This window comes from Rhizobium sp. C104 (genome assembly GCF_022354505.1).
In the GTDB taxonomy this organism is placed as follows: Bacteria; Pseudomonadota; Alphaproteobacteria; order Rhizobiales; family Rhizobiaceae; genus Rhizobium; species Rhizobium redzepovicii.
In genome coordinates, this window is sequence record NZ_CP092352.1 from 418,547 (window position 1) to 438,639 (window position 20,093).

A 20,093-nucleotide genomic window follows, 5' to 3' on the forward strand; every position below is an offset into this window, starting at 1 on the left:
AAATTTCAATGCGCTAAATTATGCAAGAATGGGTTGCATCCGGACCAGCTCGATTGGGACGGATGGCTGCAGAAGCGATACCTTCGGATGCCAACATGATCTGGAATCATCGCATCACACGCATCGTTGTCGGCCTGCTGCTGCTGACACTCGTGACCGTCGTTTCATTGCCGACGATTACCGGCTTTACGAGCCTTGATGGCACGGTCAATGCGCGGTTTGCTGTCGTTAATGCCCCAATCGACGGCACGATTGCGGAAGAACCCCTCAAGGTTGGCAGCCCGGTCAAAGCGGGACAAACCCTCGCAGAAATTAGAAATACGCGCGTCAATCGTGCAATCCTCGCCTCGCTCGAGGCAGATCGCAACACGGCGCTCGACCGCGTCGCGGCACTTAAAAAGGAACGCGAGGAGCTCTCCGCGCTTCGCGAGGAATTGTCTGGCAGATTGGAAGTCTACAAGCAGACCACCATTGCCAATCTCGAACGCGAGGTCGAAATCCTGCGGAAGAAAGTCGAGGTGTCGCAAGCTCAGGATCTGGTCGCCCAGGTCGATCTAAGCCGCCGGATGCAGCTCGAGTCAAAAGGCATTCTGACGCAGAAGCTGGTTGAGGCTGCGCGTGCGGCCGGTGCTGCGACCGGCGGCGAGGTCGAAATCAGCAATCTGACTGTCGATCAATTGCAACAAAGGCTCAATGCGGTCCGCCAGGGTATCTTTGTCTTCGGCGACGGACAGAATGACGTGCCTTATTCGCGACAGCGTGAAGACGAGGTTGTCGTTCGCATCAACGACTTGAACTCGCGCATTGCGGAAAACGAGACGCGAGCGACCGAAGTTCAAAAGCAGCTGGTTAAAGAGGCGAACCGCGTCAGCAGCCTTGAATCCGCAACCGCAATAGCGCCGTTCGACGGCGTTGTCTGGACCAGGAGTATCGTCAACGGTTCCAACGTCGTGCTGAACGACGAGTTGATGCGCCTCCTCGACTGTCGAGAGCTGTTTGTGGATATCCTTGTTCCCGAGGTCAACTATGACGAGATCTACCCGGAACTTGTTGCGCAGGTGCGCTTGTTCGGCCGCAGCGATGTCTTCAAGGGTACTGTCATTTCTGTCAGAGGCAGCTCGGCTTCGGTCGAGACCGATTCCTTTGCCGCCAGTTTGCCGCCGTCGACACAACGCAACGCCCGCATTCGGGTTCGCCTCGATCCATCCTTCATGAACGATGACTTTGCGAACTCCTGCCAGGTAGGGCGCACAGTGCAGGTACGGTTTTCCAAACACGGCATCGACGTGTCCAACTGGGTCAAAAGCCTGTGGTTCAGTATCTTCTAGCGCTGGTTCCGACCTTTCTCGTTATGGCCTTCTTTTTCCTGGGGCCGTTCAATTGGTCACGCCGTCACACCTGGACACGGGTGGTGACCTGCGCGTTTGTCGGTGCATTCGCATTGCGATACATGTTCTGGCGCTTGACGGAGACAGTGCTTCCCTATCCCGACGGCGGTCCGAGTTTCTACTGGGTCTGGATCCTCTTCATCGTCGAGATTCTGGCCTGCGTCGAAGTCATCCTCTTTCTGGTATTGATGAGCCGCTACGTCGACCGCAGCGCGGAAGCGGACAGGCTGGCACGCGTTTTCTTTGCGCGGGAGCAGCGTGAGCTGCCGACTGTCGATGTTTTCATTCCGACCTATAACGAGCCGCTCGACGTCCTCGAGCGAACCATCATCGGCGCCCGCTCGCTGGATTATCCTGCCGACAAATTGAATGTGTATGTGCTTGACGATCAACGCCGGGATTGGCTGAAGGCCTATTGCGAAGAAAAGAACGTCATCCACGTCACGCGCGGTGACAACAGCCATGCCAAAGCAGGCAACATGAACAACGGGCTGAAGGTCAGCTCGGGCGAGTTTATTGCGATCTTCGACGCCGATTTTGTGCCCTATCGGCATTTCCTTCGCCGGACGCTGCCCTTCTTTTCAGATGACAGCATCGGCATCGTCCAAACACCGCAACACTTCTTCAATGTCGATCCGGTGCAATCAAACCTTGGTCTGGAGAATATCTGGCCGGACGAGCAGCGCTTGTTCTTCGACGAGATCGCGCCCAGCCGAGACGCCTGGGATGTCAGTTTCTGCTGCGGGTCATGCTCGATTGCCCGCCGCGAGGCCGTCGACGCAATAGGCGGATTTCCGACGGAGTCGATCACCGAAGACCTGCTGACAACGCTTTCGATGCTCAACAAAGGCTACAAGACGCGCTATCTGAACGAGCGGCTATCGATGGGGCTGGCCGCCGAAAACCTGACCGGTTATTTCGTGCAGCGCGAACGGTGGTGTCAGGGGGGTATTCAAACCCTTTACCTCTATAATGGCCCGCTGCGCGGTCCGGGATTGACGCTCTTTCAACGGATCATGTTCCTGCCGGCGTCATGGCTGGTGCAGTATCTGGTCCGCTTCACGATATTGCTGGTCCCGATCGTCTATCTCTGGTTCGGCCTGCTCCCGCTCTATTTCACCGATATAGCCGATTATGTCTCTCATCAGGTGCCGCTGCTGGCGGCCTATTTTCTGCTGATGCTGTGGATCACGCCGACGCGCTATCTGCCTGTGATATCAAGCGCCGTCGGGACCTTTTCGACATTCCGCATGTTGCCGACCGTGGTCTCCAGCCTGGTGAGACCATTTGGCAAGCCGTTCAGGGTGACGCCAAAGGGCAGCGGCAACGAGGCGAACCAGTTTGACCGCTACAGCTTCGCCTGGATCGCAATCATGATCACGGTCACCGTCCTTGGACTTCTGGTCAACGTCGTACCGGAAACGTCGCATGTACAAGGCCAGTTTTCACCGGTCGCGGCGTGGTGGTCAGGCATCAATATCGTCGTCCTGCTCATCGCGTCGCTGATCTGCTTTGAGAAACCCCGGCGTTTGTTTCATGCGTTCAAGCTCGATGAACCCGCTGTCGTCGACGACGTCCCCGGCCAAATCGTCAGTCTGGCACTGGACAAAGCGGTCGTTGCGGTCCCCAGCATGGCCCGATTTCAATCCAAATCGGTCATGCTGAAACTCCCCGGCTTCGCCCCGTTCAAAGCGGAGACTCGGACAGGTCACTCAACGACGAAGCAGCATAAGTCGCGGCGGCGACAAGCAAGCCTATTACCTGCACCTGTATTTCGAACTCAGCGGCGCTGCGCGTGACAGCATGATTGTCAAACTCTATACCGGTCAATATTCCCGCGACATTCGCGACATCGACAAGGTTGCCGTCTCCCTTAATCTGTTGCTGCGGTCATTCGGGCGAACGCGCACTTTGTAGCCGGGCTCATGCGAGAGTTCGCCGCATCTCTGACGACGTTGGCCTCGCTTGACCGCCTTGTGGAGTCGAACCGAGGGCACCTAAAATTACATGATATTTATGGAATCCAGGGGTTGATCACTTTCAACCCAGCGGCCTCAAAAGGGCTTGTGTCGCGAGTTGCGACGGCAAGGCCGTTCGCTACTGCAGTGGCTGCAATATATCCATCCGCCTTGCTGATCGCCTTCCCGGCTACTCGAGCGCGCGCCATCAGTTCCGAGTAGAATTGACTGGCGGCAAAATCGAAAGGCAGGATGCGTTCGGCAAAATGCGGAAGCACTTCGTCCTCCAGGCGATCGCGAAGGATAGTTTGCCGTTTGCCTGAGGGCATAGCGGCGATCCCGAAACGAAGTTCGGCAATTGTTATTGCGGAAAGGAAGAGAGTCTCGATGGTTTGGGCGTCCAACCAAGCGACCACTGCTCCATCAGGAACCGGTTTCCATGGCTCCGATATCACGTTGGTGTCCAACAAGATCATTCGAAAGTCATGGGTTCAGCGGGCGCCTTATCGCGATTTTGCTGCAGGGCTTCAACGTCGCTATTGGAAAGCTCAGCGTCACGACCAATGGCCGCGAGTAAAGAGCCGAGCTTCACGCGTTCAGATGGGCGAACGGCGGCCTCGATAATGTCCCGGATTTCGGCCTCTGTGCTTCGGCCATGGTGAGCCGCTCGCACCCGCAGTGCGCGATGTGTTTCATCAGAAAGATTGCGAATGGTGACAGCCGGCATTGATATCAATCTAGCTAAAACGATGGCATTGATATCAATATATGCGCCCTGACGCCAGGTTTCAAGGAAATTGATGCGCGGACGAAATCGTATCTGCATAGTTCCCTCGCCTTGAAACAGTTCGAACCAACAACCCTTTGATTCTCAGCATCGAGAGCAAAGCCTAGCTCGTTGGCAAAGAGTCTGGCCATTCCTGCGCGCCATGAAGGACGCGAAGAATGCGGACCGCTGTTTCGGTAATTGCATACGCCGCGACGTACGGCGTGCCGTTAATTACCAGTTCGCGGGTGCCAGCAATTCTGCCAACACGACCGCTCGCGGGAAAATCTACCAACCGACGGACGGCAGCAACGATCCGTTCATCGACCAGAATGGCGGCTGAGGGATTTTCTGCTTCAATGTATGTGAAGATGGCATCGCGATCCGATAGCGCGAACGCCGACCAGGTAAGCTTCACGATTTGCGAGCACCCGCGTTAAGGCGGGCTGCCGCTCGACGTTCAGCAAAATGTGCCTCGACTTCATCATCCGAAACGTCCGGTCGAGTATCGTTCAGGGCTTCAAGTACCTTGGTGCGAAACCAAGCGTCATGGGCCTCACTGCCTGAAAGAAGCTCCAGCGGCAGCGCACCCTCATTGGCCGTCCGGGTGAGTAAGATCCGAACCGCGTCCGATACCGTAAGCCCCATATTTCCAAGCACTGCTGAGGCACGATCCCGAACCTCGGCATCAATACGAGTTTGTACCAGTGCATTTGCAGCCATAGCTATCTCCACATTTCGGTGGAATGATAATGCAAATGAATGACAAATGCCATAGCGCTTTAGACCGCCGTTTCTTTTAGTTGCTGTTGATTTCCACTGAGAGCTGACCCGGCGCAGCCAGATATTTCCATTGAGAATTGACCCATGTTTCAACCGTCCCTCGCATGTTTTCAGCGGGGGCTCTGGAGTGATCGACATGGCATTACTGAGCGTAATCCGACGCTGGCATTTTCGAGAGCATCTATCGATCCGGGAGATTTGCCGCAGGACCGGCCTGTCCCGGAATACCATCCGCAAATACCTGCGTGCCGGCGGCGTGGAGCCGAAGTTCAACGTCCCGGAGCGACCGAGCAAGCTTGACCAGTTTGCGGATCGATTGTCAGCTTGGTTGAAGACGGAATCCAAGAAGGGCCGCAAACAGAAGCGGACGATGAAGCAATTACATGCTGACCTGGTCAGCCTCGGCTACGAGGGCTCCTACAATCGCGTGGCGGCATTTGCTCGGGAATGGCGTGATGATCGGCAGAGGGAATTGCAGACGACAGGCCGCGGCACGTTTGTGCCCTTGGCGTTCGAGCCTGGTGAAGCCTTCCAGTTCGACTGGTCGGAAGACTGGGCGATCATCGGCAATGAGCGCACCAAGCTGCAGGTGGCGCATACGAAGCTGAGCTACTCCAGGGCTTTCATCGTCCGAGCCTATCTCCTGCAGACGCATGAGATGCTGTTCGATGCCCATAATCACGCGTTCCGCGTCTTCGGCGGCATTCCTGGCCGCGGCATCTACGACAATATGAAGACTGCAATCGACAAGGTCGGCCGTGGCAAGGAGCGCGACGTCAACGTCCGCTTCATGGCAATGGCCAGCCACTACGTGTTCGAGCCCGAGTTCTGCAATCCGGCCTCCGGCTGGGAGAAAGGACAGGTCGAGAAGAACGTTCAGGATGCGCGTCATCGCTTCTTCCAACCGGTCCCGCGCTTTCCATCACTGGAAGCCCTGAATGACTGGCTTGAGCAGCGTTGCAAGGAGTTCTGGGCACAGACCCCGCATGGTCAGATGCGTGGCACCATCGCCGACATCTGGGCAGAGGAAACACCAGCTTTGATGCCCGTTTCCAGGCCGTTCGACGGGTTTGTCGAATACACGAAGCGGGTCACGCCAACCTGCCTCGTGCATCTGGAGCGCAACCGCTACAGCGTTCCGGCATCCTTTGCCAATCGACCGGTGAGCCTTCGAGTCTACCCGGATCGTGTCGTCGTCGCGGCAGAAGGTCAGATCGTTTGCGAGCACCGTCGCGTCATCGATCGTTCCCATGATCGACCGGGGCAGACCATCTATGACTGGCGGCATTATCTGGCGGTGGTGCAGCGAAAGCCCGGCGCTCTTCGCAACGGCGCACCGTTCGCCGAGCTTCCAGACGCATTCCGGACCTTGCAACAATATCTGCTCAAGAAGCCAGGTGGCGACCGCGAGATGGTCGATATCCTGGCACTTGTTCTCCAGCACGACGAACAGGCAGTGCTCTCGGCCGTCGACATGGCGCTGAAGTCCGGCGTTCCGACCAAGACGCATGTGTTGAACCTGCTGCATCGCCTGGTCGACGGCAAATCCTTCACGCCGCCGACCCTCGACGCACCTCAGGCACTGACGCTCACCAATGAGCCCAAGGCCAATGTCGAACGATACGATACCTTGAGAAAGACGGAGGTTCGCCATGCGTCATAATCCGGCAAGCGGCGCGATCGTCATCATGCTACGGCAACTGAAGATGCACGGCATGGCCCACGCCGTCGGTGATCTGACCGAGCAGGGATCGCCGGCGTTTGAGGCTGCCATTCCGATCCTGTCCCAGCTTCTCAAGGCGGAGACTGCGGAACGAGAGGTCCGATCGACCGCATATCAGCTCAAAACCGCACGCTTCCCGGCTTACCGTGATCTGAACGGCTTCGACTTCGCCAGCAGCGAGATCAACGAGGCGCTCGTGCAACAGCTTCATCGCTGCGACTTCCTCGACGACGCCAACAACATCGTTCTGGTCGGCGGTCCCGGCACGGGCAAGACACACATTGCCACCGCGATCGGCGTCCAGGCCATCGAGCATCACCATAAACGGGTCCGGTTCTTCTCAACGGTCGAACTGGTCAACGCTCTCGAGCAAGAGAAGGCGCAGGGTCGGTCTGGGCAGATCGCTAATCAACTCGTCCATTCCGATCTCGTCATTCTCGACGAGCTGGGATACCTGCCGTTCAGCGCCTCAGGCGGTGCATTGCTCTTCCATCTGCTGAGCAAACTCTACGAGCGCACCAGCGTCATCATCACCACCAACCTGAGCTTCAGTGAATGGGCCAGCGTGTTCGGCGACGCCAAGATGACGACCGCGCTGCTCGACCGGCTTACCCACCACTGCCACATCCTGGAAACCGGAAACGACAGCTTCCGCTTCAAGAACAGCTCGGCTCATGAGCCCAAAACAACGAAGGAGAAACGAAGGAACTTGACCACCACGACCAACACAAACGATACCTAAAGGCGGGTCACTTCTCGGTGGAAACGCCGGGTCAGCTCTCAGTGGAAATCAACAATCCGGTGTCAAAGACAGTAATCGTTGTTTTCCGTGGGAAAACCACGATACTCAAAGGACCTTATGAAAGTGCCCGCAGTGGCGTTGCTGCCGGTGAAGATTTATGCGTCAAACTCGGCTGGCGTTCGAACGATCGGGATACAACGAAACAGTTGATGTGACTTAGATTGAGACAATGCCGGGCCGATAAGTCGGCCCGGCACTTGCAGTTACATCTTGGGAAGAAGTACCTTATCGATCACGTGGATCACACCGTTCGACTGCTTCACATCCGCGATCGTCACCGTCGCCGTGCCACCTGCCTCTTCAGTGAGCGTGATCTTGCTCATGTTTTCCTTGGCCTTCAAAACGCACCCACCCACGGTCTTGATGTCATGCTGGCCGCCATCGTCCCTGTTCATCTTGGCAACGGTGCTGGCCATCGCGTCAGCGGCGACCACATGGCAAGTCAGAATTTTGGTGAGCTCATCTTTGTTTTCAGGCTTGAGCAGAAGTCTCGACGGTGCCTTTCGGAAGCGCATCGAAAGCTTCGTTGGTCGGAGCGAACACGGTGAACGGACCCTTCCCTTCGAGTGTCGAAACGAGACCTGCAGCCTTGACGGCAGCGACGAGCGTCGTGTGATCCTTCGAATTGGCGGCGTTTTCGACAATGTTTTTTTCCTCGAACATCGCGGCTCCACCAACCTTCGGGTTGGCTGCATAGGCAGCCATGCTGCATGTCATGATGCTCGCCAACGCGACGGCCGAAACTACCAGAAATTCCTTCGTGATCCTCTCCTCTCAATGCCGGCCTCCTGGCTCGGTATCGATTGTACGAATGACGGCCGCTTCAGTTCAAAAATTGAAGAAAGATCTGGTGAGATAATATTCACGGGCGCTCTTGAGCTGTGCGATGGTTGATCGATGATGCTGACCGTCAGATGCCGAGCATTGGCTGTATCAACCGCAAAAATCTGCTCTTGAAGCGGAGCGGCGCCTCGGTCACTGCAAGACAAATACAGTCTTTGCCGGCATCAGCCTTCGGCTGATGCATCAAGCTGTCGTCTGCCATTTCGACGTCGCCTCGCGCAAATGTCGAAACCTCGTCGCTGAAGCTCCCATCAAGCACCAGCGTTAATTCCACGCCCCGATGGGAATGCTCCGGAACCGGTTGACCGGCGGGAATCTTGAGTAATCGCACTTTCGTTGTTCCGTCGCCGGTCGGTATCATCATTTGGGCAGCGCCGCGCCCAAGCTGACGCCATTTCAGACCGCCGGCTGCGTCGATATAGGTCCTCAGCGGTTCCGGGTATGTCTGATCCGAAGCAGACCGCTTCTTGATTGGCACAACCTTGTCCATCTGGCCCGCATCGATTTTTGCTTTAAGGCTTGCCCAACTTTGCGAGACATCGGTTTCATCAGCAGTTTCACTATCGATAAAATAACCGCCAACGCTTTCGAGGACCGACAGCTTGGATCTGCATGCCGGGCATAAGGCGAGATGAGACGCCACAGCAACGCTCCAGCCTTCAGCCAGGGTCCCGGCCGCATATTGCTGGAGCATGTCGTCATCCAGATGATGTTCGATCATTTGGCTTCGTCCTGAAGCGCTGTGCGCAGTTTCTCGCATGCAAGTCGTATCCTTGATTTCACCGTACCAATTGGGAGGTTTAGGTTTTCCGCGATCGTCGAATGGGTGAGACCCTCGAAGAACGACATGCGCAGCACTTCCGCATATCTGCCCTTCAGAGCCGTCATTGCCCGGCCCAGCGCTGCAGCGCTTTGCTTTCGCTCGATTAGCAGGTCGGCGGCCACGAACTCATCTGGCACGAACGCCGGATCGTTGGGATCGAAGTCAGGTCTTAAAGCTCTGCGAACCGAGTCTATCATCTGATTTCTGGCGATCGTGAATATCCAGGTTGACGCCTGCGCCTTGGACGGGTCGAACAATGCCGCCTTGTGCCACACGCGCATCATCGTCTCCTGCGCCAGCTCCTCTGCTAGTATCCGGTTTCCTCTCGTCATCTTCACCATGTAAGAGCGCACGCGGGTGCCGATAGAGGAGTTCGAACGCGCCGATATCGCGCGAATCTGCGACCGCGGACATCAGCGCCTTGATCCGTTCGGCATCTAAGCTGACGGGTTCTTCCTCCAATTGACCGACCTTTCGCGCCCCGCCCGACGACGACGTCGGCCACACTTTCGCCTTGGCGCATGTATCTCGAAGTAATCCGGTTCGAAGCGGCATTTCCATATTCATGGCATAACCTACGCATCAGCCTACTACTGGATCAAAAATCAACTCCAAAATTTGCCTCGAGGTCTTTTGCTCGGACCCCGATAGCGCCTGTCGGCCGATGTCGCCTTCAGGCGTCAAGGGCGCGCAACAGCGCCAAAGATCCGCTGCGTGACCCAAAACCCGACGCCTGACGCTGCCGCCGACAGGACGGTTCCCCAGATAAGGTCGGCAACCGTCAAGACGGTCGACCAGTTTTTTAGGGTGGACTGATTGGTCAGGTCATAGGTGGCATAAGCCATGAAACCAACGGCAGCGCCATAGATCACTGCTGTTGCTATCGATCCTGACATCAACCCTGTCCTGACAGCGAGGAAGGTCAGCCCGGCAGCATAGATCAGATAGAATGCCACTGCCGGCACCAATCGGAACTGCGGCGCCAGCATGTCTCCTAAGGTCGGTCGATAGAGACGGTCGGCCATGGTGCTCAGCCAGACAAAATCGATTGCCACGAGAGCGATCAGTGTTGCAGTATAGGCTGTCAGGTAAGTTTTCATACGGGGCTCCCAGATGGATTTTCGGGCTCAGTTCATGCGCGTCCAGTCCACGCCCTTGCAAATCAGACCGGCGATAACACAGCCTTTCGTGGTCATCCTGTCGCCGTCGATTTTCACGGTGAGCTTGTAGCTCAGGTCGCGTTGCGGATCGAAAGCGGTGCCAGAGTAGCTGCCCTCAGCGTCTTCCTTGATGGACATCACCAATTTGTCGCCTTCCTTCTCCTTCGGCGTACCGGGCTTTATCCATGTGTTGACCGCACAGATATCGGCGCCGCACGGCGCAATCCGCACATGCGCATTTCCGTCTCCACGGGCCCAGTTGCCGTTTATGTCGGAGGCTTCAGCCGGGAATGCAGCTCCAACAACGATAACGGGGATTGCCCACGCAAACGATTTCATTCTGTTCCTGCCGAAGACCGCCGTCTTAGGCATGCTCGATCGTGTAAAGTCCGACATTGATACTATCCTCCTCAAACCCTGCCTCGCAGTAACAAAGATAGTAGTGCCACATTCGCTTGAACGTTTCGTCGAAGCCCAAACTAGCGATAGCCGGCCAATTCGCGTCAAACCGTCTTCGCCATTCCCGAAGGGTGCGGGCGTAGGATTTGCCGAAGTGCGCGACTTCGGTCAGTTTAAGCCCGGCGCGTTCGACCGCGCTTCGCAGCGCCTCGTCGGAAGGCAGAAATCCGCCGGGAAAGATGTATCTCTGAATGAAATCGGTGCTACCCCGATAGGCGTCGAACCGGCTCTCTTCGATCGAAATGACCTGCATCAAGGTTCGCCCGCCTGATGTCATGCACCGCTTGACCATCGCGAAGTAATCCGGCCAATAGGCTTCACCGACCGCTTCGAACATTTCGATAGAAACAATACGATCAAACTTACCGTAAACATCACGGTAGTCTTGAAGCCTCAGTTCGATCTGGCTTGTTTTCTCGGCCGCCACTATGACGCGGTCTGCCCAATCGAGTTGGGAAGGCGACAGGGTTATACCCATCACATGTGCATTTGAATGCGTGGCGAGGTCGAGCGCCAGAGCGCCCCATCCGCAACCGACCTCGAGAATGCGTTGCCCATCCGATACGTCCAGCTTGTCGCGGATGAGCTGGAGCCGATTTTGCTGCGCCGCTTCAAGTGTCTGCGTGGAATTCTCGAAGACGGCCGAGGAATACAGCATCGAGCCATCAAGCCATTGCTCATAAAATTCGTTGCCCAGATCGTAATGCGCCACAATATTGCGGCGGCTGCCGCGCTTGGTGTTAGCGTTGAGGATATGACGAAGGCGGCCAGCCAGTCTTGCTATCCGAGTTCCGGACAGAGCTGGCTCCAGCAAATCGGCGTTTACGGCGACCGAGCGTATAAGCGCCGTTAGATCCGGTGTTGTCCAATCTCCGTGGATATATCCTTCCGCCGCTCCGAGATCACCAGACACCACAAGCCTGCGAAGCGCATCCCATCGGCGAATGACAACCGTCGCTTCGGGTCCGATTTCAGTGCCTCGCTTTGTAACGGTTTCCCCATTCGGCAGGACGACAGTCATCTGACCGTGCTGAAGGTTCTTAATCAACCGTCCGAATATAAGCCCACCAACGCCAACCCTCGTCTGCTCACCAGGACCTGCGATCGGTGAGTTGGTAGCTTCGTTAAACTGCGCCATGGGGTCTTGCCTCGTTAGTGTTTGAACGGCAAGAGACATACCAGCCTAAATGGCGAGGCCATGACGTCCTGCTTGTGATCCTCATGCAAGCACTTCCCGATCAGCAGGCAGCAGGTCGGAAGATCGCATCGATGGGACGCGAATAATGCGCCCGCTTTCATCACTGACTTTCCACGGGCGTCGCACACCGCCGAGATCTTCAGCAACCGCTAGCCCCGCCTGAATGCCGTCCTCATGGAAACCGGAGCCGAAGTACGCGCCGCAAAACCATGTCTTGCGTGAGCCCTGAAGCGACCAGATTGCGCGCTGGGCGCGGTCTGTCTCGAGATCGAAAACCGGATGCTCATAAGTCTCTGTGGCGATGATCGTCTCGGCACGTGGCGGACGGCTCGGATTGAGCGTGACGAAGGTGGGCGGTGCAGAACCAAGCGGCTGCAGCCTGTTCATCCAGTATGTGATCGAAGGCTGCGTATGATCCTGCGGATAGGAACCCCTGTTGCCTGCGACGTAATTCCAGCTTGACCAGGCTGCAGCGCGCTTTGGCATAAAGCCGGTATCGCCATGCAGAACCGCTTCGTTCCGCGAGTAGCGGAAGCTTCCAAGTATCCTTCGCTCCTCTTCACTCGGATCGGCCAACATCCGAAGCGCCTGGTCCGCGTGCGTCGCAACGACAACGTCATCGAACGTATATCGTTTGTTGAATGAATCGCGGACCTCGACGTGATCGCTGAGACGGCGGATCTCTCTGACAGGAGTCGAAAGCCGTACCCGGTCAGGGAGACTAGCGGTGATCCGCGCCACGTATTCCCGACTGCCGCCCTTGACGGTGCGCCACGCTGGTCTATTCCAGAGAGCGAGAAGTCCGTGATTACAGCAGAATTTGACGAAGCTGGCGGCAGGATAGGCACCGACCTGGATTGCCGGCGTCGACCATATCGCTGCGGCCATCGGATAAAGATGATCCTCGCGAAACGCACGACCGTAATCGTTTCAGAGAGATAGTCGTCAAGAGAAATGCCGCCCATCATCGCGAGATCGCGCGGCGCATTGCGGTAGAAACGCAGGAGATCGCGCATCATCGACCAGAAGCGGGAGCTTGCGACGTTTGACCACTGGGCGAATAGGCCAAGTCCTGTGCCGCCGGAGTATTCGAATTCTCCTTCGTTGAGGGATACGGCGAAGGACATATTGGATGCAGCCGTCGGGACATCGAGTGTGTCGAACATTGCGGTGAGATTGGGATAGGTCACTTCGTTGTAGACGATGAAGCCTGTATCGACCGCAACCTCGCCGCTCTCTGCCGTAAACGTTACAGTATTGCTGTGACCGCCAATCCGACCCGCAGCTTCGAATACGGTCACGTCATGATGTTTTGCGAGAAGCCAAGCGGCGGAAAGACCTGAGATACCGCTACCAATAATTCCAACTTTAAGGCGGCGCGAACCGGCGCTGCGAGGTCCAAATTCCATAAACGCTCTCTCGTCATTCTAAGGCATGAATTGACAATCTCTACGGATGAAATTCGCTGCGGTTTTCTCACGTGCAGGTTTTTTTCGCGTTTCTGGCCGTAATCCGCAAACCGACTTGCCGAACCCGGCGTAGAGGCCTTCGCAAAACAGATATTTGTTGGGAATATGATGGACGTCTATCTCTTGGTCATCATTGCGATCGGGCTCTCCGTGGTGATGGCTGGCGCCTGGGCCATACAGCGCGCGACTGGCCTCAGCGGCTGGATAGATACGATCTGGTCCTTGACTGTGGGAGCCGGCGGCATAGCAGCGGCAATTTTCGCAGACGGTAGCTTCAGTCGTCGCTCCCTCGTGCTGATCCTCGTGGCAATCTGGTCGCTGAGGCTCGCCAGCCACATCGGGCTGCGCACAAGAGGCGCGAAAGAGGATCCCCGCTACGCGAAATTCATCGAAGAGTGGGGCAATAGCGCGCCGAGGCGGCTGTTTGTATTCCTGCAGGTGCAGGCCGTCGCCGCCTTCGTCCTCGTATTGGCCGTTTATCTGGCGTCGGCCAATGACGGATATCTCTTACGCCCTCTCGACTTCCTTGCACTTGTGGTCGGGTTGATTGCCTTGGGCGGCGAAGCAGCGTCGGATGCCCAATTGGCACGATTTCGGAAGTCACCCGGCGTAAGAACAGGAGTTTGCGAGGTGGGTCTGTGGCGTTATTCCCGCCATCCGAACTATTTCTTTGAATGGCTGTTTTGGTGCTGCTTTCCGCTGTTTGCGCTTGCCGGGCCTATATGGAGCTGGCTTTCGCTCCTGGCCCCGATAATGATGTATTGGCTGCTCGTCCACGTCTCCGGTATTCCGCCACTGGAAGACTACATGCTGCGCACTCGCGGCGCCAAGTTCCTTTCCCTGCAACAGCGCGTCAATGCCTTCTTCCCCGGCCCGCGCCGTAAATCTTCGTTCAATCCCAATGGAGACGTTCAATGAATATGCTGGCCTTTGCCATCAACACCGCCGAACGTGCGCCCATGCCAGACAGGATATCGCTTGCCGCCATCGATTTGCTGTGCAGCCGAATGAAACGGCGGTTGATTTCGGAGACCGACGAAGCGGAACAGGCTTTCGTGGATGCTATGGATCAGTTTCCTGTCGCCATTCATACGGTCGAAGCCAACCGTCAGCATTACGAGGTGCCGGCGGAATTCTTCGCACAGGTTCTTGGACCGCAGCGGAAGTACTCCTGTTGTCTATATCCCGATGCCACGATCTCTCTTGCTGAGGCGGAAACGTTGGCGCTTGCCGAGACGGTCAGGCATGCCGAAATCGAAGACGGCATGAGAATTCTTGAGCTTGGTTGCGGCTGGGGTTCGCTTTCACTCTACCTTGCACAGAAATTCCCAAACGCACGGATCCTCTCGGTATCGAATTCCGCGTCGCAGCGCTCACATATTCTCGGCTTCGCAAACACGCATGGCCTAAGCAATCTCGACGTCATCACCGCTGATATGAACGAGTTTGAGACCGGCCAGCGGTTCGACCGCGTGGTTTCGGTGGAGATGTTCGAGCATATGTCGAACTGGCGCGCTCTGCTCCATCGTATCTGGGGCTGGACCAAGCCAGACGGCAAGCTTTTCCTCCACGTCTTCACCCACAAAAACAGATCCTATCGGTTTGACCGCGCCGATCCTGCCGACTGGATCGCACAACATTTCTTCACGGGTGGGATCATGCCGGCTCACGATCTGCCTCACAGGTTTGGCAATCTCTTCCAGGTCGAAGCGGAATGGCGTTGGTCTGGCATGCATTATCGCCGCACCGCGCTCGACTGGCTTGCCAATTTCGATCGACGCGTCGAACAAATCCGCCCGACTTTTACTGGGGTATACGGTGCCGACGCCGCACTCTGGCAGCGTCGTTGGCGGCTGTTCTTTCTCTCGACGGCGGGGCTGTTCGGCCATGGCGCTGGCGACGTATGGGGCGTCGGCCACTATCTGATGGCACCGATGCGATGAGAGCTGTCGACCAACGGCTGGACCCGCTAACCGAGGCGACTGTCACCGTTGCGTGGGTGATCATCGCAAATAAGCCCTTCTATCCGGTCTACGTGTGGTACCTTGTCGGCGATGGCGTATATGCGTCGCTCTGGACATTGGCAGCCGCTCCTCTTCTCCTGACAATCCCTTTTCTGGCCAAGCGGTCGCCGCTCGCTGCAAGAATTGCGCTACCCCTCATTGGAACACTCGATACATTGTTCGAGACGAAACTATTCGGGCAAAACTCCGGGACAGAATTGTTTTTTGCGGCCTGCACCATGTTGGCTGCGATGTCATTCCGTGCCGAGGAGACATGGTGGCAGCGGGGAATGGCTGCCTTTGTATTCGTCGTTTTTGTCGCTTCACGATCATTTGTAGGTGCGCCGCTGCATGTGTGGAGCGAAAGCGACTTGGCTACACTCTTAAATCTCAACGCGTTCGCGGTCGCCAGCCTGACGACCTTTGTCGCGCTCCGATACGCGGGAATTCGGCGTCAACAATCAACATCGGAAACTCAGAGTAACAGTCCAGGGAGGTCTCAATGAAAAATCATCTTCGTAAGATCCGGCCGCTGATGCTGGCGCTGGCCGTCATTGTGTCGGCAACGAGCCTGGCACAGGCCGAACCCAATGTGGTAAAGGTCGGACCTGATCATTATCGCGGCACCTGGCTCGAGATCGGCAGGAGACCGATGTATCTGACCGACGGCTGCGTCGCGGGCTACTCGACGTATAGGCCCGGCCCATCGCGTAACGAGATCCTCGTCGAGGATGGTTGCAAGGTGGATACGCCAAAAGGCCGACTGAAGACCGTCAAGGGCGTCGGCACCATCACCGATTATGGAACGACGAACGCGAAAATGCGCGTCCGCTATCCCTGGTTCATCACGTTCAATTACTGGGTCTTGTACAAATCCCCGGACAAATCGTGGTTTATCAGTGCCAACCCCTCGATGACCGACCTTTGGATTTACGCACGGACGGTACCGTCCAAAAGTAAACTTCAACGCATGGTCAGAAAGGCAAGCGAGCTGGGTTACGACGTGCGCCGGCTTGAGTTCCCGGCGCAATAAGCATTGGTGGCGATGGGGCGTGTGAGCTCATTAAAGTTCAAGGAAAATGGAAAACATGACGTCCAGATCTTTCGGCAGCCCGACGGTACTCGCTTTTTTCCTTTTGCTGGTCCTTGGAGTCGGGCTCCTGATCGGGTTCAAAATCAGGCCTGGAGAATGGTACGGTTCGCTGAATAAACCATTCTTCAATCCTCCGAACTGGGTTTTCGCTCCGGCCTGGACAATCCTTTATGTTCTTATCGCCGTGGCTGCATGGCGAACATGGGTGACCAGCGGATTCAAGCAGCCGAGCGGTTTGATCTGGGCTGGACAGATGGTGCTCAATTGGCTGTGGACACCGCTGTTTTTCGGTGCCCACGCGATGTTGTTAGGCCTTGTCGTTGTCCTGTGTTTGCTGGCGTTGATCGTTTCGTTCATCGCTGTGTCCACAGACCTCACAGCGCGCCTGTGCTTTGTCCCCTACGCCTTATGGGTCGGATTTGCTTCTCTTCTCAATGCGTCCCTGCTTTGGCTTAACGGATGATCTGCATAAAACATCACAACACCAGAAGCGCGTAAGGTATTCGTAGTCCCTACGGTGACTGATGTGGCTCGCAACACGGCCTTCAGCGTAGGACGACCCCGCATCCACTATGCTACAAAGAGCTGATGGCGTGCTCTGCTTATCGTGACCGGATCACGACGTGATGTCGCCTCTCTTCTCCTATGCGGCTAGGCTGACTCAAATCCTACGAACACTCCATGCAGTCCAGATCTCATGACAATAACTGCGCGTTACCCGGCCCAATGCAACGCAAACATCAGACAGAAAGCGAATAGAACGACCAGCGTGACCCTTACACGAAGCTTCAAGTACCAGCCGAGGTCATCGTGTTCAGCAATAATCCTGGCGTCGGCGGCGAGCAGAAGACCGAACGAAATCATCTGAGTGAGAAGGCTCACTGTGGTGGATCCAATGAGGAGCGTCGCGAATGCAACCAACGCCAACACGTTACTCGAAACGACAACCAAGACATCGTGCCGGCCGTTTTGAATACTCCCCCAAAGCGTTCCTGCCATGAATGAGCCGATAATCGCACCATAAATTATAAACGCGCGCTGAGCTTCAATCTGCGGGGCGGCCACCGACGCGAGTATAAGCAGCCAAAACGGCAATGCGCCCAAATACGTCAAGACGATCGACACGACGCGCTGATCGCTTTTCATTCTACTGATCCGCTTATTCTTATAAGCGCCTGCTCGGCGGCAAACGGTTGCCCGTCCCATCCCTGATGGGAGAAACCAGCGAGCAAGACCTGGTCGCCAGGAACCGCAACCTCGCCAATCACATAAGCAACAGCGCGCAATCCCGAGCTCGGGACCACGTAACCGCCTGGCATCAAAGCGCGCAGCTCAAAATCGAGGAGATCATGGTATCGGCCGGGAATGACAGCAAAACTCTTGCCGCCATCGGCGGAGAAGCTGGCGAACTCCTCCGTGTGGTCATCACAGAAGTCATCAAGCTCGGGATACTGTATCGCGATGGTTGGCTTCAGTTCAGCAAACTTCAAAGCGTCGCGAACGCCCCAAATTTCCGCGGCATTCTTGACGGCCGGATGGTTGCGCCACGCATTGTGCCTGATCATCGTCGCTGCGGGACGGCCTGTATTGGACACCGCAACAACATCGGTTCTGATGCCACCCTCACCGGCCGAACGGCAGCCGTTGAAGCGGATGACGAGATCGCAACTGTCGATCTTGTCCGCTTCGTCTCCCGAAAATGACCCGTTCCCCACTATCACGATTTTTGCCGACATTGGGATGAGCTCCATAAGACACGCAGATCTTACGCCACGGCCGCGTAGCAGATCAAAAACTTGCTATTCGAATGCTGGGAAATTTGATCCGGCGTAAGACGACCGACGTACCAGCGCGGTTATAAATGAAGGACATGTTCCGATGGACGCGATCGTCACCGATACCGAATTTCTAAGAGCTTCAGACATCCCAACGCAGGAGGAAGCAGAAGCCGCCGTGCGCACCTTGATCCGCTGGGCTGGCGACGATCTATCGCGCGAGGGCCTCCACGACACCCCGGCGCGCGTGGCCAAAGCATATCGTGAGCTCTTTGCCGGCTACGACACCGCCCCGGAAGACATTCTGGCAAAGACTTTCTCCGATGTTGCTGGTTACGGCGACATGGTGGTCGTCAAGGATATACAATTCCATTCACATTGCGAGCATCACATGGTTCCCTTTCATGGCGTTGCCCACATTGCATATGTCCCGGAAGGCGGCGTGCTCGGCCTCTCCAAGATGGCACGGCTGGTGGATATTTATGCCCGTCGGCTGCAGACGCAGGAAACGATGACATCGCAGATCGCAAAGGCTTTTGACGAAAGCCTGCGCCCCAAGGGTGTGGCCGTCATGATCGAAGCCGAGCATATGTGCATGGCGATGCGCGGCATTCAGAAACAGGGTGCCAAAACGATAACGACGGTGTTCATCGGCCAGTTTGAGCGCTCAGCTGAGGACCAGTCACGCTTCATGATGTTGGCGCGCGGCTGATCTGTCTGGATTGGTCGTCCACCCAAACTGCGGGAGGGAATGTTCCATGGCCGATACGCTGATGAAATCGTTGCAGGCCGGTTACTCGGCCCTAGTCATAGGAGCCAGCGGCGGCATCGGGCAGGCAATATCCAATTGCTTAGCAGCTGATCTTAGCTGTTCGAACCTGGTTCGGCTCTCGCGCCGGGAGGACGGGCTCGATATAACGGACGAGGAAACCGTCCATCGCGCCGCCGACCGGCTTCGGGAAACTGCATTCGATCTGGTTGTCTGTGCGACGGGCGCTCTGACGATAAACGGCGTCGGGCCGGAGAAGTCGATCCGACAGCTTTCGCAAAACGCGATGATGAACCAGTTTGCCGCCAATGCCGTTGGACCTGCGCTGATCCTGAAACACTTCGCTCCGCTACTTGCTAGGAAAAGGCGCGTAATCGTTGCGTTCCTGTCTGCGCGCGTCGGGTCGATTGGCGACAATCAGCTCGGTGGATGGATTTCGTACCGCTCCTCAAAGGCAGCACTCAACCAGATCGTCCACACGGCAGCGATCGAGGTTTCCAGGGCGAACCCGGCGTCGGTGGTTGTGACAGTGCATCCGGGAAGTGTCATGACCTCGCTCTCCGCTCCGTTCTCGTCTGGCCATCAAAGGTTGGAGCCTAAAAACGCCGCGCAGGCGGTTCTACAAGCGCTTGACTCCCTCCAGCCTGCTGATTCCGGGGGGTTCTTCGCCTATGATGGCAGCCCAATCGCTTTTTAAGCCGCATCGCCACAGCAGGTGTGCTTACTAGGACTTATTCAAAACCAAAGAGGTGGCTTTATTGAACCGGCCTCGCAGCCTAATTTTCATCCGCCGAGAGATTTTACGCGTCCGGATCCGTCCCTGTCGACAATGATGTTGATAACCGTCGAGGACCCGTCACTCGAGACGCTGCCCGAAATCAACGCGGTCGACGACGCGCTAAGACGGGCAGCCAACACCTGGGCGCAGGCAGTTATCGTATCATCGCCGGAAGAAGGTGGGGCTTTGCGCCGCAAAATCGCTGGGATGCAAACAGATCGCCACCGGCTTTGCTGCTGTAGGTCCCACGGCTCGAAGATTCGATCGGTTACGACAGAGGCCTTGCGAGGGAGGAATGTTGTT

21 protein-coding genes and 3 pseudogenes are annotated in these 20,093 nt (G+C 56.4%); 11 read left to right on the top strand and 13 right to left on the bottom strand.

Going from position 1 to position 20,093, the window contains the following annotated elements:
• Positions 1–95 precede the first annotated feature (95 nt).
• The gene (locus MF410_RS30045) at positions 96–1,328 is read left to right on the top strand and encodes an HlyD family efflux transporter periplasmic adaptor subunit (RefSeq protein ID WP_131710562.1); all 1,233 of its coding nucleotides are present in this window, start codon (positions 96–98) and stop codon (positions 1,326–1,328) included.
• A pseudogene (locus MF410_RS30050) lies at positions 1,310–3,305 on the top strand (glycosyltransferase). The gene MF410_RS30045 and the pseudogene MF410_RS30050 overlap by 19 nt, the downstream one beginning before the upstream one ends.
• Positions 3,306–3,402: 97 nt before the next feature.
• On the opposite strand, the gene MF410_RS30055 reads toward MF410_RS30050, so the two are convergent.
• The 4 genes from MF410_RS30055 to MF410_RS30070 all read right to left on the bottom strand — a co-directional run bounded on the left by MF410_RS30055 (position 3,403) and on the right by MF410_RS30070 (position 4,835).
• Positions 3,403–3,822 (bottom strand): type II toxin-antitoxin system VapC family toxin, encoded by a 420-nt coding sequence (locus tag MF410_RS30055; protein WP_097629453.1) that lies wholly within the window; start codon positions 3,820–3,822, stop codon positions 3,403–3,405.
• Positions 3,819–4,073, bottom strand: a complete 255-nt coding sequence (locus MF410_RS30060) for a plasmid stabilization protein (protein WP_003550301.1) — start codon at positions 4,071–4,073, stop codon at positions 3,819–3,821. The genes MF410_RS30055 and MF410_RS30060 overlap by 4 nt, the downstream gene beginning before the upstream one ends.
• 163 nt (positions 4,074–4,236) lie before the next feature.
• The gene (locus MF410_RS30065) at positions 4,237–4,530 is read right to left on the bottom strand and encodes a type II toxin-antitoxin system RelE/ParE family toxin (RefSeq protein ID WP_097536147.1); all 294 of its coding nucleotides are present in this window, start codon (positions 4,528–4,530) and stop codon (positions 4,237–4,239) included.
• Positions 4,527–4,835 carry a type II toxin-antitoxin system RelB/DinJ family antitoxin gene (locus MF410_RS30070; protein ID WP_062578764.1) on the bottom strand — a complete coding sequence of 103 codons (309 nt, stop codon included), beginning with the start codon at positions 4,833–4,835 and terminating at the stop codon, positions 4,527–4,529. The genes MF410_RS30065 and MF410_RS30070 overlap by 4 nt, the downstream gene beginning before the upstream one ends.
• Positions 4,836–5,031: 196 nt before the next feature.
• Between MF410_RS30070 and istA the strand changes: the two genes are divergently transcribed.
• Together istA and istB are read left to right on the top strand one after the other, a co-directional pair.
• Positions 5,032–6,558, top strand: coding sequence for an IS21 family transposase (istA, locus tag MF410_RS30075; protein WP_130713392.1), 1,527 nt, complete (start codon positions 5,032–5,034; stop codon positions 6,556–6,558).
• Positions 6,548–7,360 (top strand): IS21-like element helper ATPase IstB, encoded by an 813-nt coding sequence (gene istB, locus MF410_RS30080; protein WP_239620351.1) that lies wholly within the window; start codon positions 6,548–6,550, stop codon positions 7,358–7,360. The genes istA and istB overlap by 11 nt, the downstream gene beginning before the upstream one ends.
• Before the next feature lie 263 nt (positions 7,361–7,623).
• Here istB and MF410_RS30085 read toward each other — a convergent pair.
• The 7 genes and pseudogenes from MF410_RS30085 to MF410_RS30115 form a co-directional block, all read right to left on the bottom strand.
• Positions 7,624–8,137 (bottom strand): annotated as a pseudogene (locus MF410_RS30085) (fasciclin domain-containing protein).
• Between the two features lie 193 nt (positions 8,138–8,330).
• Positions 8,331–8,984 carry a ChrR family anti-sigma-E factor gene (locus MF410_RS30090; protein ID WP_097624209.1) on the bottom strand — a complete coding sequence of 218 codons (654 nt, stop codon included), beginning with the start codon at positions 8,982–8,984 and terminating at the stop codon, positions 8,331–8,333.
• A complete protein-coding gene (locus tag MF410_RS30095; RefSeq protein WP_239620738.1) occupies positions 8,981–9,427 on the bottom strand; it encodes a sigma-70 family RNA polymerase sigma factor in 447 nt (148 codons plus the stop codon). Before MF410_RS30095 ends, MF410_RS30090 begins: the two co-directional genes overlap by 4 nt.
• Before the next feature lie 339 nt (positions 9,428–9,766).
• The gene (locus MF410_RS30100; protein ID WP_097624211.1) at positions 9,767–10,186 is read right to left on the bottom strand and encodes a DUF2177 family protein; all 420 of its coding nucleotides are present in this window, start codon (positions 10,184–10,186) and stop codon (positions 9,767–9,769) included.
• A 27-nt stretch (positions 10,187–10,213) separates the two neighbouring features.
• Positions 10,214–10,585 (bottom strand): DUF2147 domain-containing protein, encoded by a 372-nt coding sequence (locus tag MF410_RS30105; protein WP_239620741.1) that lies wholly within the window; start codon positions 10,583–10,585, stop codon positions 10,214–10,216.
• A 25-nt stretch (positions 10,586–10,610) separates the two neighbouring features.
• A complete protein-coding gene (locus MF410_RS30110; protein ID WP_097624213.1) occupies positions 10,611–11,843 on the bottom strand; it encodes a cyclopropane-fatty-acyl-phospholipid synthase family protein in 1,233 nt (410 codons plus the stop codon).
• Positions 11,844–11,924: 81 nt separating this feature from the next.
• Positions 11,925–13,312: pseudogene (locus MF410_RS30115) on the bottom strand (NAD(P)/FAD-dependent oxidoreductase).
• 165 nt (positions 13,313–13,477) lie between these two features.
• Here MF410_RS30115 and MF410_RS30120 point away from each other — a divergent pair.
• From MF410_RS30120 to MF410_RS30140, 5 genes are read left to right on the top strand one after another with little or no spacing between them, the layout of a single operon-like run.
• A complete protein-coding gene (locus tag MF410_RS30120) occupies positions 13,478–14,290 on the top strand; it encodes a DUF1295 domain-containing protein (RefSeq protein WP_097624215.1) in 813 nt (270 codons plus the stop codon).
• Positions 14,287–15,315, top strand: coding sequence for a cyclopropane-fatty-acyl-phospholipid synthase family protein (locus tag MF410_RS30125; RefSeq protein ID WP_097624216.1), 1,029 nt, complete (start codon positions 14,287–14,289; stop codon positions 15,313–15,315). Before MF410_RS30120 ends, MF410_RS30125 begins: the two co-directional genes overlap by 4 nt.
• The gene (locus tag MF410_RS30130) at positions 15,312–15,881 is read left to right on the top strand and encodes a hypothetical protein (RefSeq protein WP_097624217.1); all 570 of its coding nucleotides are present in this window, start codon (positions 15,312–15,314) and stop codon (positions 15,879–15,881) included. The genes MF410_RS30125 and MF410_RS30130 overlap by 4 nt, the downstream gene beginning before the upstream one ends.
• The gene (locus MF410_RS30135) at positions 15,878–16,408 is read left to right on the top strand and encodes a lipocalin family protein (RefSeq protein ID WP_097624218.1); all 531 of its coding nucleotides are present in this window, start codon (positions 15,878–15,880) and stop codon (positions 16,406–16,408) included. The genes MF410_RS30130 and MF410_RS30135 overlap by 4 nt, the downstream gene beginning before the upstream one ends.
• Positions 16,409–16,463: 55 nt before the next feature.
• Positions 16,464–16,931 (top strand): TspO/MBR family protein, encoded by a 468-nt coding sequence (locus tag MF410_RS30140; protein WP_097624219.1) that lies wholly within the window; start codon positions 16,464–16,466, stop codon positions 16,929–16,931.
• A gap of 251 nt (positions 16,932–17,182) precedes the next feature.
• Here the strand turns inward: MF410_RS30140 and MF410_RS30145 are convergent, their stop codons facing one another.
• Both MF410_RS30145 and MF410_RS30150 read right to left on the bottom strand, forming a co-directional pair.
• Positions 17,183–17,614: a DUF3429 domain-containing protein gene (locus tag MF410_RS30145; RefSeq protein WP_179867061.1), complete on the bottom strand. Its 432-nt coding sequence runs from the start codon at positions 17,612–17,614 to the stop codon at positions 17,183–17,185.
• Entirely contained in the window at positions 17,611–18,204 is a 594-nt protein-coding gene (locus MF410_RS30150) for a Urease operon accessory protein (RefSeq protein WP_097624221.1), read from the bottom strand. Before MF410_RS30150 ends, MF410_RS30145 begins: the two co-directional genes overlap by 4 nt.
• A gap of 142 nt (positions 18,205–18,346) precedes the next feature.
• Here MF410_RS30150 and folE point away from each other — a divergent pair, with 142 nt between their 5' ends.
• The gene (gene folE / locus MF410_RS30155; RefSeq protein WP_097624222.1) at positions 18,347–18,955 is read left to right on the top strand and encodes a GTP cyclohydrolase I FolE; all 609 of its coding nucleotides are present in this window, start codon (positions 18,347–18,349) and stop codon (positions 18,953–18,955) included.
• A 46-nt stretch (positions 18,956–19,001) separates the two neighbouring features.
• The gene (locus MF410_RS30160; RefSeq protein WP_239620743.1) at positions 19,002–19,709 is read left to right on the top strand and encodes an SDR family NAD(P)-dependent oxidoreductase; all 708 of its coding nucleotides are present in this window, start codon (positions 19,002–19,004) and stop codon (positions 19,707–19,709) included.
• Positions 19,710–20,093 lie beyond the last annotated feature (384 nt).

Bases quoted from the DNA above. Each gene is read 5' to 3' on its own strand.
- MF410_RS30045 (WP_131710562.1), top strand. From the start codon at position 96: ATGATCTGGAATCATCGCATCACACGCATCGTTGTCGGCCTGCTGCTG.
- MF410_RS30100 (WP_097624211.1), bottom strand. From the start codon at position 10,186: ATGAAAACTTACCTGACAGCCTATACTGCAACACTGATCGCTCTCGTG.
- MF410_RS30130 (WP_097624217.1), top strand. From the start codon at position 15,312: ATGAGAGCTGTCGACCAACGGCTGGACCCGCTAACCGAGGCGACTGTC.
- folE (WP_097624222.1), top strand. From the start codon at position 18,347: ATGGACGCGATCGTCACCGATACCGAATTTCTAAGAGCTTCAGACATC.
- MF410_RS30060 (WP_003550301.1), bottom strand. From the start codon at position 4,073: ATGCCGGCTGTCACCATTCGCAATCTTTCTGATGAAACACATCGCGCA.
- MF410_RS30055 (WP_097629453.1), bottom strand. From the start codon at position 3,822: ATGATCTTGTTGGACACCAACGTGATATCGGAGCCATGGAAACCGGTT.
- istA (WP_130713392.1), top strand. From the start codon at position 5,032: ATGGCATTACTGAGCGTAATCCGACGCTGGCATTTTCGAGAGCATCTA.
- istB (WP_239620351.1), top strand. From the start codon at position 6,548: ATGCGTCATAATCCGGCAAGCGGCGCGATCGTCATCATGCTACGGCAA.
- MF410_RS30070 (WP_062578764.1), bottom strand. From the start codon at position 4,835: ATGGCTGCAAATGCACTGGTACAAACTCGTATTGATGCCGAGGTTCGG.
- MF410_RS30125 (WP_097624216.1), top strand. From the start codon at position 14,287: ATGAATATGCTGGCCTTTGCCATCAACACCGCCGAACGTGCGCCCATG.
- MF410_RS30140 (WP_097624219.1), top strand. From the start codon at position 16,464: ATGACGTCCAGATCTTTCGGCAGCCCGACGGTACTCGCTTTTTTCCTT.
- MF410_RS30135 (WP_097624218.1), top strand. From the start codon at position 15,878: ATGAAAAATCATCTTCGTAAGATCCGGCCGCTGATGCTGGCGCTGGCC.
- MF410_RS30145 (WP_179867061.1), bottom strand. From the start codon at position 17,614: ATGAAAAGCGATCAGCGCGTCGTGTCGATCGTCTTGACGTATTTGGGC.
- MF410_RS30150 (WP_097624221.1), bottom strand. From the start codon at position 18,204: ATGTCGGCAAAAATCGTGATAGTGGGGAACGGGTCATTTTCGGGAGAC.
- MF410_RS30110 (WP_097624213.1), bottom strand. From the start codon at position 11,843: ATGGCGCAGTTTAACGAAGCTACCAACTCACCGATCGCAGGTCCTGGT.
- MF410_RS30120 (WP_097624215.1), top strand. From the start codon at position 13,478: ATGATGGACGTCTATCTCTTGGTCATCATTGCGATCGGGCTCTCCGTG.
- MF410_RS30095 (WP_239620738.1), bottom strand. From the start codon at position 9,427: ATGGTGAAGATGACGAGAGGAAACCGGATACTAGCAGAGGAGCTGGCG.
- MF410_RS30160 (WP_239620743.1), top strand. From the start codon at position 19,002: ATGGCCGATACGCTGATGAAATCGTTGCAGGCCGGTTACTCGGCCCTA.
- MF410_RS30090 (WP_097624209.1), bottom strand. From the start codon at position 8,984: ATGATCGAACATCATCTGGATGACGACATGCTCCAGCAATATGCGGCC.
- MF410_RS30105 (WP_239620741.1), bottom strand. From the start codon at position 10,585: ATGAAATCGTTTGCGTGGGCAATCCCCGTTATCGTTGTTGGAGCTGCA.